The following is a 16,940-nucleotide window of genomic DNA, read 5'->3' on the forward strand; positions in this document are numbered from 1 at the left end:
GCTCATTTATTAGCACGTTAATGTCAAAACATAGTATGAGGGATACTCCTATTCCTGTTTCAATTTCCTTAACCGAAACGTTAGAGGCAGAAAATATTTATCCCAGGCAGATAAGGGATAAAAAAAGAATTATTACTATTGCCTTATTGGCTATAGGCATTGCTGTGCTTACCAGCCTGCTGGCAAAAGTGCTGGTATCATTGATCAACCTGGTAACAAATATTTCTTTTCATGGAAATTTTTCTATTACACATGTAAGTCCTTTAGGCAACACATTGGGTGTTTGGGTAATAGTGATCCCTGTCATTGGAGGCATCATCGTAGGCCTTATGGCCTTGTATGGTTCTAAGGCAATCCGTGGTCATGGTATCCCCGAAGCAATGGAGCAGATACTAACAAATCAAAGTAAAATAAAACCAACCATCACTTATTTAAAACCGATCTCAGCAGCAATCGCTATCGGAACCGGTGGCCCCTTTGGTGCCGAAGGTCCCATAATTGCTACAGGAGGGGCATTGGGTTCTACCATCGGGCAACTATTAAAAATAACTCACAACGAAAGAAAAATATTATTAGCAGCCGGGGCTACAGCCGGGATGTCGGCAATTTTCGGAAGCCCTGTTGCTGCAGTATTCTTAGCTATTGAATTATTATTGTTTGAGTTCTCTCCCCGATCGATCATACCCGTAGCACTTGCCTGTATAACCGGTGCTGCCGGGCATTATTTGTTGTTTGAAAAAGGGCCCGTCTTTCCGCTCATTGTAACTATTCAGGCAGCATCTAATACGGCTATTTTTTCTTATAGTATTATTGGTATTACGATCGGATTACTTGCTGTTGGTGTTACAAAGTCTGTTTATTTCATCGAAGATTTATTCGAAAAAATTCCGATACACTGGATGTGGTGGCCGGCAATTGGCGGCATTGCAGTTGGCACAGTAGGCTATTTTAATCCTCACACATTGGGAGTAGGTTATGAGAATATCACCAATATCATATCCGGCACTCTTCCTGTTCAAATTGTTTTGTCATTGTGTATATTAAAATTTATTTCCTGGGCTATTGCATTGGGCAGCGGCACTTCAGGCGGTACATTGGCTCCACTACTTACCATCGGCGCTGCTACGGGACTGTTAGTAGGTGCTCTTATTCTCCATTTCTTCCCTTCCTCAGGAATATCCATTTCACTAGCTGCACTTGTAGGTATGGCTGCTATGTTTGCCGGAGCTTCCAGAGCCTTGCTTACCTCTATCATTTTTGCATTAGAAACTACCGGACAGACCAATGCATTACTGCCATTATTGGCAGCCTGCACCGCAGCCTATTTTGTTTCTTTCTTTTTGATGAAGAATACCATCATGACAGAAAAAATTGGAAGAAGAGGCGTAAGCACACCAGATTCTTACGAACCCGATATATTGGAAAGAAAAACTGTTGCCGATGTTCTGAATGAAAATGCTACGCTACTGAGTGAAGAAAACACGATCGAGGAAATTAGAACATGGTTAAAAACAGAAGAGACGATCAACAATAATTATTTTATTGTGATTAGTGCTGAGAATACATTTAAAGGAATTATCAGTACATCAGACCTGCTAAGTACCGGGCATATACCTGCCGACCCGATAGGATCATTGATCAAACAAAAACATACAGCCATTTACCTCGACAGCAGCCTGAGAGCTGCGGTAGAAAAAATGGCAGAAGAAAACATTGATGTATTACCAGTTGTTGCTACTTCCAACGATATTATCGGAGTAGTATCTTATAAAGATATTATTACTGCTTATAAACATGGTAAAGATGAACATGAAAAAAAGTCTCCACATATTTCTTTACGAAACTATGGACTTACTGTTTTAGTACACGGTAAGAGATTGATAAAAGCGGTTACAAGAAAAAATAATAATCAAGTATACAATCGTTTTGAAGAAAAAAATTAAACGTACTTACAGGGTTACAAAATATGTGGTGTATAAACAAACACTTATTGACCCTTCAGATCATTTTTGGACATTTATCGGTGCATTTTTAGGCATTAGTTGTATTGGGCTTTTACAGAGCATACAATTAACTCAAAGTGACAACTTGTTTTTAATAGGCTCGTTTGGAGCATCTGCCGTATTGATATTTGGCTCAACTGATAGTCCTCTTGCACAACCAAGAAATCTTATAGGAGGTCATTTGATCTGTGCCATCATAGGTGTAACTTTTCATAAGCTAATACCTGATATTACCTGGCTTGCCGCAGCCCTTTCTGTTTCACTTGCCATTGTATTGATGCAGATCACTAAAACGATGCACCCTCCAGGTGGCGCAACCGCATTGATTGCCAACATAGGCAGTATCAAAATAAAAACGCTGGGGTATGGATATGTACTTTCGCCGGTATTAACAGGCGTATTGTTACTTTTTATTGTAGCAGTGATCGTAAACAATATCCCCACCAACAGAAAATACCCAAGCAGGGAATAAGTTAGTGTGACTTATCTATACACAGTTAGGGTAACCCTAATCTCGTAGTTGGTAGCCATACCAAATCAGTACCACTCTCCCATAAGAAAAGTTTATATTCAGGGAAATTTACTACTTTAGACCCTCATTATCTTTTAAGCAATGAACATTATTAAGAAGCAACCTCTAAGTCAACTCGGATACAATTTCATTGAGCCCCAATATATACCAAAAGGAAAAGACGAATACCATCTTCGTAATTTACAAAGAGACAAAACAGTAAAATACAGAAAACTGAATGCACTTGAAATTCAGGTATTGGTTCGCAACAGAAATACTTCAGACGATTGGAATAAAATTTTTGTTTCAGAGTCCTTCAACCCTGAGTTGGTAAAAAATTGCCAGTTTTATGGCATCATCAGAATCGGTAAACTGGAATCTCTTTACCTGGAATTCCATAATCTAAGAATGCCGGTGGGCTTATATAACAGCACAATAATCAGCTCGGATTTTGGTGACAATGTATGTATCGATAATGTGAATTGCCTAAGTCGTTATATCATCGGCAATGAAGTAATGATCGCCAATGTAAACGAGCTGGCTACAACCGATAAAGCAAAATTCGGTAATGGTATTTTAACCGATGGAGAAGAAGAGAGGAGCAGAGTATGGATGGAATTATGTAATGAAAACGGAGGCCGGAAAGTTATACTGTTTGACGGTATGCTTACAGGTGACGCATATTTATGGAGCAGATACAGAAGTGATACTGCATTAATGAATAAGTTTAAAAGTTTTACAGAAAACAAATTTGATACGAAAAGAGGGTATTACGGAAAGATACAAGACAGAACAGTGATCAAAAATTGTAAGATCATTAAAGATGTAATGATTGGTTCTGATGCATATTTGAAAGGAGCTAATAAACTTAAAAATCTTACCATCAACAGTGATAGAGAAAGAACCACTCAGATAGGTGAAGGTTGCGAAATTGTGAACGGCATCATTGGTTTTGGTTGCCGGATATTTTACGGTGTTAAAGCCGTACGTTTTGTGATGGCATCTCACTCACAATTAAAATATGGAGCAAGATTATTGAATTCTTATCTGGGCAATAACTCAACTATTTCCTGTTGTGAAGTACTGAACTCTTTAATATTTCCTGCACACGAACAACATCATAATAATTCTTTTTTGTGTGCTTCTTTAATAATGGGACAAAGCAATATGGCCGCAGGGGCTACTATCGGAAGCAACCATAACAGCAGAGCGGCAGATGGTGAAATTATTGCCGGACGTGGCTTCTGGCCGGGGTTGTGTGTAAGCCTTAAACACAATTCTAAATTTGCTTCATTCTGTATCATTGCCAAAGGAGATTTTCCTGCCGAAATAAATATACCGATCCCGTTTAGTTTAATTGGTAATGATGTAAGCAAAGATAATCTGGTTGTAATACCGGGTTATTGGTTCATGTACAACATGTATGCCCTGGTTCGTAATTCCAGAAAATATGTAGACAGGGACCGCCGCACTGAAAAGATCCAACTGATCGAATATAATTTTTTAGCCCCCGACACAATCAACGAATTATTTGACGGTTTAAAATTATTAGAAAAATTAAAACCTGATGCCAGTGGCACTGCAGAAGTTGCCAATTGGGAAAACACCGACAGAAAAACATTGATCCTAAAAGTACCAAAAGCTATTGAAGTTTTTAAAGAAGTGATCCAATATTATGGTGTAACAGAAATATTGAATCATATTGAAAAAAATCGTGTAAAAAGTTTTGATGACCTGAAGAAAAGCCTTTCGGCTAAAATAGAACGAACAGAATGGCTGAATATCGGCGGACAATTAATTCAAAAAACTTCTGTAGAAAACTTAAAAATTTCAATTAAAAAAGATAAAATAAAAAACTGGGATGAAGTGCATACTTTCTATCGTAAAGAAGGTGCCGCCTATGCTAATAACAAATTGAATCATGCATACACCTCTCTGCTGGAAATACTTCATATCACTCCAAAGCAATTTACTGCAGCGCTTTTTAAACAATTATTACTTGAGGTATTGAAAACACAGGAATGGATGTGTAAGGGTATTTATAACAGCAGGGCAAAAGATTACAGCAATCCATTCCGTAAAATGGTGTATGAGACCAACGAAGAAATGAATAAAGTTATCGGCCGCTTAGAAGACAATACATTTATTCAGGAGCAGATGGCTGAATTAGATACAATGACCAAACAAATAAAATCTCTCATAAGAAAATTTAAACTGTAATATGTTGAAAAAATTATTGTTGCTATTTGTTTTTTCCAGCATTTATATTACAGTTTTTTGCCAGCAAATCGCTGTCATTAAAAAAGAATTGGAAACTACACCGGACCCTATCGGTTATGTAAAATATAAATTGAAGAAAAAATTTAAGATCGACACTGTAACTGTTGTAACCACCACAAATTTTGTAGGTATCTCCGATAGCATTGCCTACAAAGGAAAACTGGGGAAAGTGTATGGCCCCTTTAAAAAAGGAAATTATCTTTTGAAAGTGCTGGCAAAATTGCCTAACACGTTTTATCATGTTAGTCACATTGTTTTAGATACCAGCACCTTTAATGTAAAGTTCGCCAATAATTTAGCAGATACCATTATAGCTAAAATAAAAACAGGAAGAGCTGGTTTTGATAACATGGCGCTTACATACAGCTCTGATCATGCCTCTTCTACAAAAGGTGGGGATCTGGGTTGGTTCATCAGAGGTATCATGCTGCCTCAGTTAGACGAAGCTATTGCTGCACACAAAAAGGGAGATATTTTTAAAGTATGGACCGATGTGGGTTTACACATTGTCACCATAAAAGATAATCCCAAAAAAGATGATGGGTTTGCGTTGCTATTGAGAGTGTTGCTTTAACTTTTTCTTTTTTCATAAAGATCCACTAAGTAGTAAAATTCAATGAGAGCATCTTTAATTTCAACATACTGCTAACCGCCATTCTCCATGAATCTTTCAGTATTCTTTGTGCTCTCAATGTCATCAACCTAGAAGATCTTCTTTATCTTTCTTCTGTTTTCGGATCATTTCAGAATAATTTAGTTTTTGCGATAATGCAGACACTGCCATTGCAATTCTCTTTGTTTTGGTTGCATCAGTTTTCGCTGTTTCTATCCACTTACTGAAATAATTTTGCATTGACCGGGTTTGGGTTTTGAAAAAAGTCAACGCATCCGGATCATCTTCCAGGCATTCCATAAATTCCTTATTCAATTCATACCCCTTTTTATCTTCGGTTAATTGAAGCGTTAACATTGCCCCCTTACGTTTACCGATTCCTTTCCTTAAGGCCGCATTTAAGGGTAAAATAAAGCTTCCATTTCCCATGGGCAAAACCGCTATTCCACTTATGGCAAAATCATCCAGTTTACCTTTTACTCTAAAGCCTTTTTTATCCCCGGAATGGATCGCAGTAGCAATATCAGCAGGAATGGACACGTATGTCCAGCCTGTCTTTTCACCTTGTTTTGCAAACTGCTGAATAGTAGTTGTAAATTTTACCATAATGCCTGTACATTGATAATTTACCTAAAAACAAAGCTATATCTTTGTCCTCTTAAAAAATGAATATGGCAAAAGTAAATATTGCTTTGGTACAAATGAGTTGTGTTGCAAATAAACAAGCCAACCTGGATAAAGCGATTAGTAAAGTAAGAGAAGCAGCAAAAAAAGGCGCACAAATTGTTTGCCTGCAGGAGTTATTTACCTCATTATATTTTTGTGATACAGAAGATTATGAACATTTTAAATTAGCAGAATCTATTCCCGGCGCATCAACTGAAGCATTGAGTGCAGTAGCTGCTGAAACGGGAGTGGTGATCATTGCTTCGCTTTTTGAAAAAAGAACACAAGGATTATATCATAATACCACCGCAGTAATTGATGCTGATGGAAAATATTTAGGCAAGTATAGAAAAATGCACATTCCTGATGATCCGGCTTTTTACGAAAAATTTTATTTCACTCCCGGTGATCTTGGCTACAAAATTTTTAAAACAAAATTTGCCACATTCGGTATTCTTATCTGCTGGGATCAATGGTATCCGGAAGCTGCAAGAATTACCGCATTGATGGGTGCCGAAATTTTATTTTACCCCACTGCAATAGGTTGGGCAACATCGCAGGATGAAGCAACCAATACGGAACAATACAATGCATGGCAAACCATCCAACGCAGTCATGCTGTTGCAAATGGTGTACATGTAGTAAGTGTGAACAGGGTTGGTTTTGAACAGAATGGTGCGATGAAATTCTGGGGTGGATCATTTGTTTCCAATCCGTTTGGAACATTATTATACAAAGCATCTCACGAAGAAGAAGAAGTTGCCATCGTAGAAATCGATACAGCTAAAACTGATAGCTATCGTACGCATTGGCCCTTCTTGAGAGATAGAAGAATTGACAGTTATCAACCTATTACAAAAAGATTTATTGATGAGGATTAATACCCCCAGCCCCCTAAAAGGGGAACTTGGAAGAGTAAAATATCTTGAAATCCCTAAAGCTATACAGAATAATAAATGACTGACAATAAAAATAAACTTCATAACTCCCCTTTAGGGGTTTGGGGTAAAACTCCAAAAGACTTAGGCTACTATTTCCCTGCTGAATTTGCACAGCATGAAGCCATGTGGTTAAGTTGGCCTCATAAAGAAGCTTCATGGCCGGGGAAAATAGATGAGATATATCCTTACTATTGTGAATTTATAAAAGAGGTAAGCAAAAGTGAGAAAGTACGTATCAATGTAAGCGATGAAGCAATGAAACAATTTGCGATCGGCCATTTACAAAAAGCATCAGCAAACCTTTCTAAAATTGAATTTTATTTTCATCCAACTAACGATGCCTGGTGCCGGGATCATGGGCCGGCATTTTTAATTAATCCTTCCGCTAAAGAAAAAAAAATAATTGTAGACTGGAATTACAATGCATGGGGAAATAAATATCCTCCTTTCGATCTGGATGATGTAGTACCTACATTGATCGGCAAACAATTTAATTTGCCTGTATACCATCCGGGTATTGTAATGGAAGGAGGTTCTGTAGAATTCAACGGTAAAGGGACGATACTTACATCAAAAGCCTGTTTATTAAATAAGAATCGTAACCCACATTTGAATCAGCAGCAAATAGAAAACTATTTGTATGATTATTATGGTACCGAACAAATTTTATGGGTGGATGAAGGCATTGTTGGTGATGATACCGATGGGCACATTGATGATACTGTACGTTTTGTAAATGAAGACACTGTGCTTACCGTTATTGAAACAGACAAACAGGATGAGAACTATGAGTTACTACAGGACAATTTACATCAACTTAAAAAAATGCGTTTGCTGAATGGCAAGCAATTAAATATTGCTGAGTTACCAATGCCTGATGCTGTTGTGTATGAAAACCAACGATTGCCTGCATCTTATGCTAATTTTTATATTGCTAATCATGCAATCATTGTGCCTACATTCAGATGTAAAAAAGATGATGAAGCATTGCAGATCATACAATCTTGTTTTACTGATAGAAAGGTAGTAGGTATTGACTCTACAGAGATCATTTGGGGATTGGGAAGCTTTCATTGTTTGAGTCAGCAGGAACCATTGGTGTAATGTACGAATTACGAAAGTTGAGTTACGAATTAAAAACTTCTTTATAAAATGGTCTATAATGATGCCCATAGGTATAGAGATGAAGTGATTGCGACGCCACGCTGATGCTATGGAAAACCACAGTTGGTATTATTGATAATTCCTTAACGTTTCTATTTGTACTTTTAATACATGACAAGCTTTATGAAACCTCTAATTATACTTCTCTTTTCCATTATAACGATTCAGGCATCTGCACAAAAAAAAGATTTTTCTGCAGTAGATAATTATGTAAAAACAGTAGGCCCATTGGATACTTTAAACATGGGTACTATCAGCTATGTGGTTACAAAAAAATTTCCGGATAACTTAGATAAGGTAAGGGCTATATTCGATTGGATCGCTTACAATATCAGTTTTGATTGCAAGGCTGCCAAAAGTAACAACAATGATAAAATCAGTTCTGACGAGATTTTAAAATTGAGAAAGACAACTCCCGCTGGCTATGCTGCATTGTTTCAGGATATGTGTAGTGTGGTTAAAATAAGGTGTCTTACGGTAGATGGTTATGTAAAAAATAATATTGAACAGATCGGAGAAAAACCGGATGAGTTTAACCATACCTGGGCGGTTGTACAATTAGGACAAAGCCCGGAAACCTGGTTTTATGTAGATCCGGCCTGGGGAAGCGGATTTACAGACGATAAAATGTCTGTATTCACTAAAAGTTATAATGACTCATACTTTTTTGCCGATAAACCGGTTTTTAATTTTCAGCATTACCCCGATAATATAAACTGGCAATTAGGCCCGGGGACAAAAAGCCTGAAAGAATTTATCGGAATGCCAATCACCAAAGCGGCTGCATACGATTTCGGATTGAGAAATTTTACTCCTGCAAATGGTTTTATCAAATCTAAATCAAGCAAGCCTGTACAGTTTACACTAAAAATAGCAGATACTGCTACTGTTCAAATTGTCGCATTATTGATTGGTTCTGATAAAAAGAAGAAAACTAAAACTGTAGATTATACCTTTGCAGCAGGTACCTTATCGTTTAACTATAAGTTTGATGAAGAAGACTCTTACCCGGTTACTGTTTTAATTAATAATAAGCCTGTACTTACCTATTCCGCAGAAATCACCGAATAAAAAAATCCCCAATTTTCATTGGGGATCATTATTTTAAGCTCTTTGTTTAGCTGGTGCTTTTTTCTTTACTTTCTTCAATGAAGTTTCAATCGCTTTACTTAATTCATCGTAAGAAACTTTACCGGTAAATCTTTCACCGTTAATAAAGAAGGTTGGTACATCAGTAACACCTCTGTCTTTTCCTTCTCTGATATCGCCTTGTACCTGCCAACCATAAGTTGCATTCACTAATTCATCCAGAAAGTGTTTGTTAACTACACCGGCTTCTTTACTATGTAATTTTAAACTTGTAGTACCTAAGTTTCTACGGTTTGCAAACAAAATATTGTGCATTTCCCAAAACTTCCCTGTTTGTGCAGTTGCTACTGCAGCCTCACCTGCTTTTAAAGCACGTTGGTGAATATTCGTCATAGGGAAATGACGAAAGTTAAAACGTATCTTGCCTTCATATTCTTCCAGCAATTGCTTTACAACTTCATTTGCCTTTGCACATGCTTCACTTTCATATTCGCCAAATTCTTCTAATGTAACCGGTGCATTTTTATCACCAACAAAAACGTCTCTTGGTTCAATGATCTCTACTACTTCTTTCTTAAATGCCATAATTTTATCCTTTTTTTATATGTTTTTAGGTTAAAAACCTACTCTGTGTAATATCACATGACCTGTCAGTTCATCTTATAATGCAATGTATTAAAATACAAAAAGCAAGCACAAATGGTTTAACAAGCGACGAAAGGTACTCTTTTTTGCCATTTATCAGTTACCAATAGTGGAATATTTCCTAACAACCATCGTTAATATATTGATAATCAATCCATTAAAAATGTTGCCTTAAAATCCTTAACATTCCATTTACACTGTTTTGGTCTTAGTTTGCTTTTTAGCCTCTTCATTAACCTCGTTTCTAAAGACTACTGTTCCGTCAAATACATCCACTAAAACAGGCTTTGTTTTGTCTATATCACCTGCCAAGATCCGCTTACTTAACTGGTTGATGATCTCTTTTTGGATCAACCTTTTTAGGGGCCTTGCACCAAATTGGGTATCGTATCCATTTTCTGCCAGGTAATCCAAGGTGTAATCACTAAAGGTTAACTGGATACCACTTTGAGCTACCAGTTTCCTTAATCCTTCTAATTGTATAGTGATGATACCTTTTATTTCTTTTTTCATTAAAGGTTGGAACATGATAATCTCATCGATCCTGTTTAAAAATTCGGGACGAATTGTTTGACGAAGTAAATTGACTACCTCAGCTTTCGTACTTTCAACCACTTCATCTTTGTTCTTATCAGTAATATTTTCAAAATTATCCTGAATGATCTGACTACCCATATTACTTGTCATAATGATAATGGTATTCTTGAAATTGACCACCCTGCCCTTATTATCAGTCAACCGGCCATCATCTAATACTTGTAGCAAAACATTGTACACATCAGGATGAGCTTTTTCAATTTCATCTAACAACACCACACTATACGGTTTACGTCTTACAGCTTCTGTTAATTGTCCGCCTTCATCATATCCAACATAGCCCGGAGGTGCACCAACTAATCTGCTAACAGAATGTTTTTCCTGGTATTCACTCATATCTATCCTCGTCATCATGCTGTCATCATCAAACAAATAATCGGCTAATGCTTTTGCCAACTCTGTTTTACCCACACCGGTTGTACCTAAGAAAATAAATGAGCCGATCGGTTTTTTAGGATCCTGCAAACCAGCTCTGCTTCTACGTATTGCATCACTTACCGCTTCTATCGCTTCGTCCTGACCTACCACTCTTTTATGCAATTCTTCTTCCAGATGCAATAATTTTTCTCTTTCACTCTGCATCATTTTCATCACGGGTATACCTGTTGCCTTCGCAACATTTTCTGCTATATCTTCTGCATCCACTTCTTCTTTCAACAAACGTTTTTCACTAATATCATCCAAGAGTTTAGTTTGCTCTTCGATGATCTTTTCCTGTAACTGTACCTTACCATAGCGTATCTCAGCTACCTTACCATAATCACCTTCACGTTCAGCTTTTTCTGCAGCTGCTTTCAAATTTTCTATTTCTGCCTTGGCAGATTGCACCTTTTCAACCACTTCTTTTTCCTGTTGCCACTTAGCTTTAAATGTGTCACGCTGTACTGCAAGATTAGATATCTCTGTATTCAATTCTTTCAGCTTCGTTTCATCGCTTTCTCTTTTTATCGCTTCTCTTTCAATCTCCAATTGACGAATTTGTCTTTCTAATTTATCCAGTTCTTCGGGCATTGAATTCATCTCTAACCTGAGCTTAGCAGCACTTTCATCGATCAGGTCAATAGCTTTATCCGGTAAAAAACGATCAGTGATATATCGATGCGATAATTCTACTGCAGCAATAATTGCCTCGTCTTTTATCAAAACATGATGATAAGTTTCGTACCTGTCTTTCAATCCTCTTAAAATAGATACTGCATCTTCAACAGATGGTTCATCTATCAACACCTTTTGAAAACGACGTTCCAGCGCCTTGTCCTTTTCAAAGAATTTTTGATACTCACTTAATGTAGTTGCGCCTACAGCTCTTAGCTCTCCCCTTGCCAAAGCTGGCTTCAAAATATTTGCTGCATCCATGGCACCATCGCCCCCGCCTGCGCCTACCAGTGTATGTATCTCATCAATAAATAAAATGATCTCTCCATCGCTCGACGCTACTTCTTTCACAACAGATTTTAATCTTTCTTCAAACTCACCTTTGTATTTTGCCCCGGCGATCAATTGTCCCATATCTAACGCATAAATAACTTTCGATCTTAAATTTTCGGGTACATCTCCATTTACTATACGCATGGCCAAACCTTCAGCTATGGCTGTTTTACCAACACCAGGCTCACCAACCAAGATGGGATTATTTTTACTTCTACGGGATAAAATATGCAGAGTTCTGCGAATCTCTTCATCACGGCCAATTACAGGATCTAATTTTCCTGAACGTGCCATTTCATTCAAATTCTTTGCATACTTATTCAATGCGTTAAATTGCGTTTCTTGTGTTTGGGAGGAAATGGTTGAACCTTTGCGAAGATCTTTAACAGCGGCTATCAATCCCTTTTCAGTAAGACCTGCATCTTTTAATAATTTTGCACTGTTATCATTCAGCTGTAACATAGCCAACAACAAATGTTCTACACTTACAAACTGATCTCCGAAATTTTTCAGTGAAGAGGTCGCTTTTAATATTGCCGTATTCATATCACGGCTAACCGCCTGAGCAGGCTCTCCGCTTTGCACTTTAGGTAATTTATTAATGCTTTCGTCTAGTTTGGTTTCTACAAAATTTACGTTCACATTATTCTTCTTCAACAAGAATTCTATAGGAGAATCATCCTCACTTAACAATGCTTTGAGTAAGTGCTCCGTCTCAATGGTAGGATTAGCGTTATTATACGCCAACTGTTGAGCTTGAGCCACCGCCTCCTGTGCTTTAATGGTGAAATTATTAAGATTCATATAAGTTAATTTATGTTGTTAATTTTAAACCTGAGACGCAAATGGTAATCCAAAAAACAAATTCAGCAATTATGACGTATAAGTTAAGCTCAATCTGCCGCAAATGCAGTATCATAGCTATTTTTCTGCTATTGTTGCAGGTTTCCCACGCTCAAAATTTCAATAAAGTAAATGATTGGTTAGTAGATAATTTGCAATCACTTGGTGGCAGGGCTGTTTTGGTTATTTATAAAGATGGTAAAATAATATACAATCATGCAGAAAACAACATGAGCCGCAAACAAAAAATGATCGGGAAATTTATTGCTAAGAAAAAAGGGCTTGATAAAAATGAAGGTACCCAGGATTTCAACAGCACTACCCGTGAATTGATCGCCAGTAGCAGCAAATGGCTGACTGCTGCACTGGTAATGACATTTGTTGAAGAAGGCAACTTAAGCCTTGAGGATTCTGTTGGAAAATTTTTACCCGTAATGACAGCTAATGGCAAAGGAGGAATAAAGATCTGGCAATGCCTCAGTCATCTTACCGGTATAAAAGCTCCGCCATTGAAAGAAGGTGTTAAAGAGATAACCAGCGCTGCTTCTATGGATGATGCCATAGAAAAAATTGCACAACTTCCTATGGAAGGTGAGCCCGGAAAAGCTTTTCATTACAGTAATGTAGGGTTACAGATTGCGGCTGCTGTTGTAGAAAAGATAAGTGGACTGGATTTTAAAACTGCATTTTCAGAGAGGATCGCTTATCGATGCAATATGTTGAACACTGATTGGGGAGATGGTAATGTACCCCTGGCAGCAGGAGGAGCAAGAAGTACAGCAGAAGATTATATTAAATTTTTAACAATGATATTAAATGAAGGCATCTATGATGATAACTTAATACTGTCAAAAAACAACATTGTTGAAATGCAAAAGAACAGGGTACCTGCTGATGCTACCATTGCCTACTCGCCTGCAGAAGCCGGTAGCTGGGGGTATGGGTTTGGCGAATGGATAATGGATGGTGCAACAAGCGAAATAAGAAGTAATGCAGTTTCCAGCCCCGGATTGTTCGGAAGTTTCCCCTGGGTAGATAACAACAAAAAATATGCAGCCTTCTTAATGACCTTTAATATAAAGAGTAGGGGCAGAAATGAAAAATACAGAGAGCTGAAAAAATTAGTGGACGAAGAAATTGGCAATTAATATCAATTCTCAATTTATTATTTTATTTTTCCGGTATGTACGAACGTAAAAGTGATAAACTTGCCCCAAGAAAAATTTTCTATCAACGCTTGTGGAAGAATGCAACAGTCAGCTTTTTTATTTTAGCTTTCTGCCTGGCAGTAGGTGTTGTAGGATATAAATTTTCTATTAAAGAATTTGATTGGTATGACAGTTTATTAAATGCCTCGATGATCTTGAGTGGTATGGGGCCTGTTATTGATTCAAAAATAGTATTGACAAATACAGCAAAAGTATTTGCATCGGTATATGCCTTATTTAGTGGTGTAATGTTTATAACAATCATCGGTATTTTAATTGCTCCTATTGCACACAGATTTTTCCATAAGTTACATTTGGAAGATGATAAATAATAATACCAATAATACCACATTAGTAAAACAACATGCCAGCCAGCTAGGTTTTGATTTTTGTGGTATTGCAAAAGCGCAGCTGTTAAGTGAAGATGCACTCCGATTAGAAAGCTGGCTCAGTAAAGGAATGAACGGCAGCATGCAGTATATGGCCAATCATTTTGATCTGCGTATCGATCCGTCCAAATTAGTTCCGGGAGCAAGATCTGTGATAACATTATTGCTAAATTATTTTCCTGATAAACAACAAAATGATAATGCTCCAAAAATTGCAAAATATGCTTTTGGAAACGATTACCATGAAGTAATCAGAGAAAAACTAAAAATATTTTTAACACTGATCAGAAAAGATATCGGAGAAATAAACGGAAGAGGTTTTGTTGATAGTGCTCCGGTATTAGAAAGAAGTTGGGCACAAAGGTCAGGTCTTGGATGGATAGGTAAGAACGGGAATTTGATCAATAAACAAATGGGCAGCTTCTTTTTTATTGCCACATTGATCGTTGATATTGAACTGGAATATGATGATGCGTATGCAAAAGATTATTGCGGCAGTTGCTCCAAATGTATCGATAATTGTCCTACAGATGCAATACTTCCGGATAAAGTTATTGATGGCAGCAAATGCATTTCTTATTTTACTATCGAATTGAAAGACGCATTAATACCTGATACAATGAAAGGGAAGTTTGACAACTGGATGTTTGGTTGTGATGTTTGTCAGGACATTTGTCCATGGAACAGATTTTCTACACCCAATAAAGAATTGAATTTCACTCCAATACCGGAGATATTAAATTTCACCACAAATGATTGGGAAGAATTAACAGAAGAATCTTTCAAAACGATTTTCAGGCATTCGCCTTTAAAGCGTAGCAAATGGCAGGGAATAAAAAGAAATCTACAATTTATAGCACAATAGATCAGTGTGCTGTTTCCATAAATGTTTTTAAACCATTCAATGCTGCTTCATATCCGGGACCGGTCATCTTGTCAATAAATATTGCATAGAATTTTTCCCATGGATACCAGTGCAATTTGGTAACTGCTCTCCATTCAACCTGCGTAACTTTTTGCTGTGGCACAGACTGAACGATTATTTCATTACTGATATCGTTTTCTCCCTCGGCTTTTAATAAAAATTTGATGGATGTCGAGTCTGCAGACTGAAATATCAAATGAGTGGTTTTATTATTATATACCACATCGCACCCGTTATTCAAAAAATTCACTGACACATCTTTAGAGACAAACATCGGATGCCAGTTATTCCAATTATGAAAATCAGAAACCTGTGCATATACCTTACTCACAGTGTCATTTACAATTACTGTCCTCGACACTTTTACAGAAGATGGTATCAGTAATGATAATAGGGTACTGAAAATAAACAGCCCGATAATGCCGATAAAAAAAGGTTTTATAACTCTCATAATTTTATTCCCATTTAAAAACTTTAATAGCTACTGCATAAACAACAACGCCCCATAACAACAAGATAGCAATCTCATTTTTTACTTCCCATAAATTCTGCCCTTCAAAAGCTACAGCCCTCATCGCTGTATTTAAATGAGTTAATGGCAACATCTTTGAGATTGGCTGCAACCATTTTGGAAATGCATCTACTCCAAAAAAAGTACCTCCTAACAAAAACTGTGGTAGTGTGATCATATTGGCCAAAGGCGGTATTGTACTTTCACTTTTTGCTATGCCACTTACAATAAAACCGAGCCCCATAAAAACTACTAACCCTATAAAACTAAGTACCAGCAGTTCTATCACCGTCTCTAGTCCATTAACCAATGTAAATCCAAAAATAAATCTACCAGCCACGATAATTACAATGGCGGTCAACATTTGAAAAAGCACTCTTGCCAAACCTTCCCCCAAAACTATATACGTTCTACTTATCGGAGTTGCAAAAAAACGCTTTAACACCAACGTATTTCGTAAACTAAAGAACATGAACGCCACGCCAAAAACACCAGAGCTTAACAAAGAAAAACCTAACTGACCAGGCAATATAAAATCTATCGTTTTATATTCTCTTATTACTTCAAGATGACTTCTTTCAACATCTTCTATCGCATATGTTGGTCTGTTAGCATATTGCTTATTGCTGATAGTATTTATTATATTGTTGATCACTGGTCTTAATTGCGGTAATTTATCATTGCTGGCTGTAGTACTTTGTATTGAATAGGTTAAAGCAGGAATTGAATCTTTCGTTTTTTGAATATTTAATACCCCCGTAATTTTCCCTTTCACCAAACTACTTCTTAATTCTTTATCATTGTCAAAATACACTATTCTGATCCTGGCACTTGTTTTTAAAGAATCAAATAATGTATTTGTTGTATCACAATTTTTGTCTAACGCAATTTTATAAACACCTCCACCGCCGTTATTCCCAACAAAACCAAAAACTAAAATAAAAATAAATGGGAAAACAAAGCTGAAGATCACTGCCGAAGGACTTCTGAAAATGGCCCTCAAACTTGCCTTTGTTATTGCTAACATCGCTCTTAACTGACTATACTCCTGCATGAAAGAATTGGTTTAAGAGTGTAAAGCTATTCGGAAAAGGAACGGTAAAAAAATTTTTTGCACCTTATGACAT

General features: G+C 37.0%; 15 protein-coding genes. 10 read left to right on the forward strand and 5 right to left on the reverse strand.

The window, feature by feature from the left end; all coding sequences use genetic code 11:
• The first annotated feature begins 20 nt into the window (after nt 1-20).
• The 4 genes from LK994_RS00430 to LK994_RS00445 all read left to right on the forward strand — a co-directional run bounded on the left by LK994_RS00430 (nt 21) and on the right by LK994_RS00445 (nt 5,368).
• Nucleotides 21-1,943 (forward strand): chloride channel protein, encoded by a 1,923-nt coding sequence (locus LK994_RS00430; protein ID WP_229760903.1) that lies wholly within the window; start codon nt 21-23, stop codon nt 1,941-1,943.
• The gene (locus LK994_RS00435; protein WP_229760904.1) at nt 1,927-2,475 is read left to right on the forward strand and encodes an HPP family protein; all 549 of its coding nucleotides are present in this window, start codon (nt 1,927-1,929) and stop codon (nt 2,473-2,475) included. Before LK994_RS00430 ends, LK994_RS00435 begins: the two co-directional genes overlap by 17 nt.
• A 141-nt stretch (nt 2,476-2,616) precedes the next feature.
• Nucleotides 2,617-4,734, forward strand: a complete 2,118-nt coding sequence (locus LK994_RS00440; protein ID WP_229760905.1) for a DUF4954 family protein — start codon at nt 2,617-2,619, stop codon at nt 4,732-4,734.
• A gap of 1 nt (nt 4,735) precedes the next feature.
• A complete protein-coding gene (locus LK994_RS00445; RefSeq protein ID WP_229760906.1) occupies nt 4,736-5,368 on the forward strand; it encodes a peptidylprolyl isomerase in 633 nt (210 codons plus the stop codon).
• Nucleotides 5,369-5,491: 123 nt separating this feature from the next.
• On the opposite strand, the gene LK994_RS00450 is transcribed toward LK994_RS00445, so the two are convergent.
• A complete protein-coding gene (locus LK994_RS00450) occupies nt 5,492-6,013 on the reverse strand; it encodes a YdeI/OmpD-associated family protein (protein WP_229760907.1) in 522 nt (173 codons plus the stop codon).
• Between the two features lie 65 nt (nt 6,014-6,078).
• Here LK994_RS00450 and LK994_RS00455 point away from each other — a divergent pair, with 65 nt between their 5' ends.
• The 3 genes from LK994_RS00455 (at nt 6,079) to LK994_RS00465 (ending at nt 9,249) form a co-directional block, all read left to right on the forward strand.
• Nucleotides 6,079-6,954, forward strand: coding sequence for a carbon-nitrogen hydrolase (locus tag LK994_RS00455; protein ID WP_229760908.1), 876 nt, complete (start codon nt 6,079-6,081; stop codon nt 6,952-6,954).
• Nucleotides 6,955-7,029: 75 nt separating this feature from the next.
• Nucleotides 7,030-8,118, forward strand: coding sequence for an agmatine deiminase family protein (locus LK994_RS00460; protein ID WP_229760909.1), 1,089 nt, complete (start codon nt 7,030-7,032; stop codon nt 8,116-8,118).
• 183 nt (nt 8,119-8,301) lie between these two features.
• Complete coding sequence (locus LK994_RS00465) at nt 8,302-9,249, forward strand: transglutaminase domain-containing protein (RefSeq protein WP_229760910.1); 948 nt, start codon at nt 8,302-8,304, stop codon at nt 9,247-9,249.
• A 33-nt stretch (nt 9,250-9,282) separates the two neighbouring features.
• Here LK994_RS00465 and LK994_RS00470 read toward each other — a convergent pair whose 3' ends face one another.
• The gene (locus LK994_RS00470) at nt 9,283-9,852 is read right to left on the reverse strand and encodes a DsbA family protein (protein ID WP_229760911.1); all 570 of its coding nucleotides are present in this window, start codon (nt 9,850-9,852) and stop codon (nt 9,283-9,285) included.
• Nucleotides 9,853-10,104: 252 nt separating this feature from the next.
• Complete coding sequence (clpB, locus tag LK994_RS00475; protein ID WP_229760912.1) at nt 10,105-12,741, reverse strand: ATP-dependent chaperone ClpB; 2,637 nt, start codon at nt 12,739-12,741, stop codon at nt 10,105-10,107.
• A 71-nt stretch (nt 12,742-12,812) separates the two neighbouring features.
• Between clpB and LK994_RS00480 the strand changes: the two genes are divergently transcribed.
• The 3 genes from LK994_RS00480 to queG are packed head-to-tail and all read left to right on the forward strand — an operon-like array spanning nt 12,813 to nt 15,242.
• Nucleotides 12,813-13,928 carry a serine hydrolase domain-containing protein gene (locus tag LK994_RS00480; protein ID WP_229760913.1) on the forward strand — a complete coding sequence of 372 codons (1,116 nt, stop codon included), beginning with the start codon at nt 12,813-12,815 and terminating at the stop codon, nt 13,926-13,928.
• 35 nt (nt 13,929-13,963) lie between these two features.
• A complete protein-coding gene (locus LK994_RS00485) occupies nt 13,964-14,320 on the forward strand; it encodes a hypothetical protein (RefSeq protein ID WP_229760914.1) in 357 nt (118 codons plus the stop codon).
• Nucleotides 14,310-15,242 (forward strand): tRNA epoxyqueuosine(34) reductase QueG, encoded by a 933-nt coding sequence (gene queG, locus LK994_RS00490; RefSeq protein ID WP_229760915.1) that lies wholly within the window; start codon nt 14,310-14,312, stop codon nt 15,240-15,242. Before LK994_RS00485 ends, queG begins: the two co-directional genes overlap by 11 nt.
• 1 nt (nt 15,243) lies before the next feature.
• On the opposite strand, the gene LK994_RS00495 is transcribed toward queG, so the two are convergent.
• Together LK994_RS00495 and LK994_RS00500 are read right to left on the reverse strand one after the other, a co-directional pair.
• Complete coding sequence (locus LK994_RS00495; protein WP_229760916.1) at nt 15,244-15,753, reverse strand: SRPBCC family protein; 510 nt, start codon at nt 15,751-15,753, stop codon at nt 15,244-15,246.
• Nucleotides 15,754-15,757: 4 nt separating this feature from the next.
• Complete coding sequence (locus LK994_RS00500; RefSeq protein ID WP_229760917.1) at nt 15,758-16,867, reverse strand: ABC transporter permease; 1,110 nt, start codon at nt 16,865-16,867, stop codon at nt 15,758-15,760.
• Nucleotides 16,868-16,940 lie beyond the last annotated feature (73 nt).

The organism is Ferruginibacter lapsinanis (assembly GCF_020783315.1).
In the GTDB taxonomy this organism is placed as follows: domain Bacteria; phylum Bacteroidota; class Bacteroidia; order Chitinophagales; family Chitinophagaceae; genus Ferruginibacter; species Ferruginibacter lapsinanis.

What these genes read in the sequence shown, in the direction of transcription:
- LK994_RS00430 (WP_229760903.1), top strand. Translation starts at nt 21, where the DNA reads ATGTCAAAACATAGTATGAGGGATACTCCTATTCCTGTTTCAATTTCC.
- LK994_RS00460 (WP_229760909.1), top strand. Translation starts at nt 7,030, where the DNA reads ATGACTGACAATAAAAATAAACTTCATAACTCCCCTTTAGGGGTTTGG.
- LK994_RS00440 (WP_229760905.1), top strand. Translation starts at nt 2,617, where the DNA reads ATGAACATTATTAAGAAGCAACCTCTAAGTCAACTCGGATACAATTTC.
- LK994_RS00455 (WP_229760908.1), top strand. Translation starts at nt 6,079, where the DNA reads ATGGCAAAAGTAAATATTGCTTTGGTACAAATGAGTTGTGTTGCAAAT.
- LK994_RS00445 (WP_229760906.1), top strand. Translation starts at nt 4,736, where the DNA reads ATGTTGAAAAAATTATTGTTGCTATTTGTTTTTTCCAGCATTTATATT.
- LK994_RS00485 (WP_229760914.1), top strand. Translation starts at nt 13,964, where the DNA reads ATGTACGAACGTAAAAGTGATAAACTTGCCCCAAGAAAAATTTTCTAT.
- clpB (WP_229760912.1), bottom strand. Translation starts at nt 12,741, where the DNA reads ATGAATCTTAATAATTTCACCATTAAAGCACAGGAGGCGGTGGCTCAA.
- queG (WP_229760915.1), top strand. Translation starts at nt 14,310, where the DNA reads ATGATAAATAATAATACCAATAATACCACATTAGTAAAACAACATGCC.
- LK994_RS00480 (WP_229760913.1), top strand. Translation starts at nt 12,813, where the DNA reads ATGACGTATAAGTTAAGCTCAATCTGCCGCAAATGCAGTATCATAGCT.
- LK994_RS00500 (WP_229760917.1), bottom strand. Translation starts at nt 16,867, where the DNA reads ATGCAGGAGTATAGTCAGTTAAGAGCGATGTTAGCAATAACAAAGGCA.
- LK994_RS00465 (WP_229760910.1), top strand. Translation starts at nt 8,302, where the DNA reads ATGAAACCTCTAATTATACTTCTCTTTTCCATTATAACGATTCAGGCA.
- LK994_RS00470 (WP_229760911.1), bottom strand. Translation starts at nt 9,852, where the DNA reads ATGGCATTTAAGAAAGAAGTAGTAGAGATCATTGAACCAAGAGACGTT.
- LK994_RS00450 (WP_229760907.1), bottom strand. Translation starts at nt 6,013, where the DNA reads ATGGTAAAATTTACAACTACTATTCAGCAGTTTGCAAAACAAGGTGAA.
- LK994_RS00495 (WP_229760916.1), bottom strand. Translation starts at nt 15,753, where the DNA reads ATGAGAGTTATAAAACCTTTTTTTATCGGCATTATCGGGCTGTTTATT.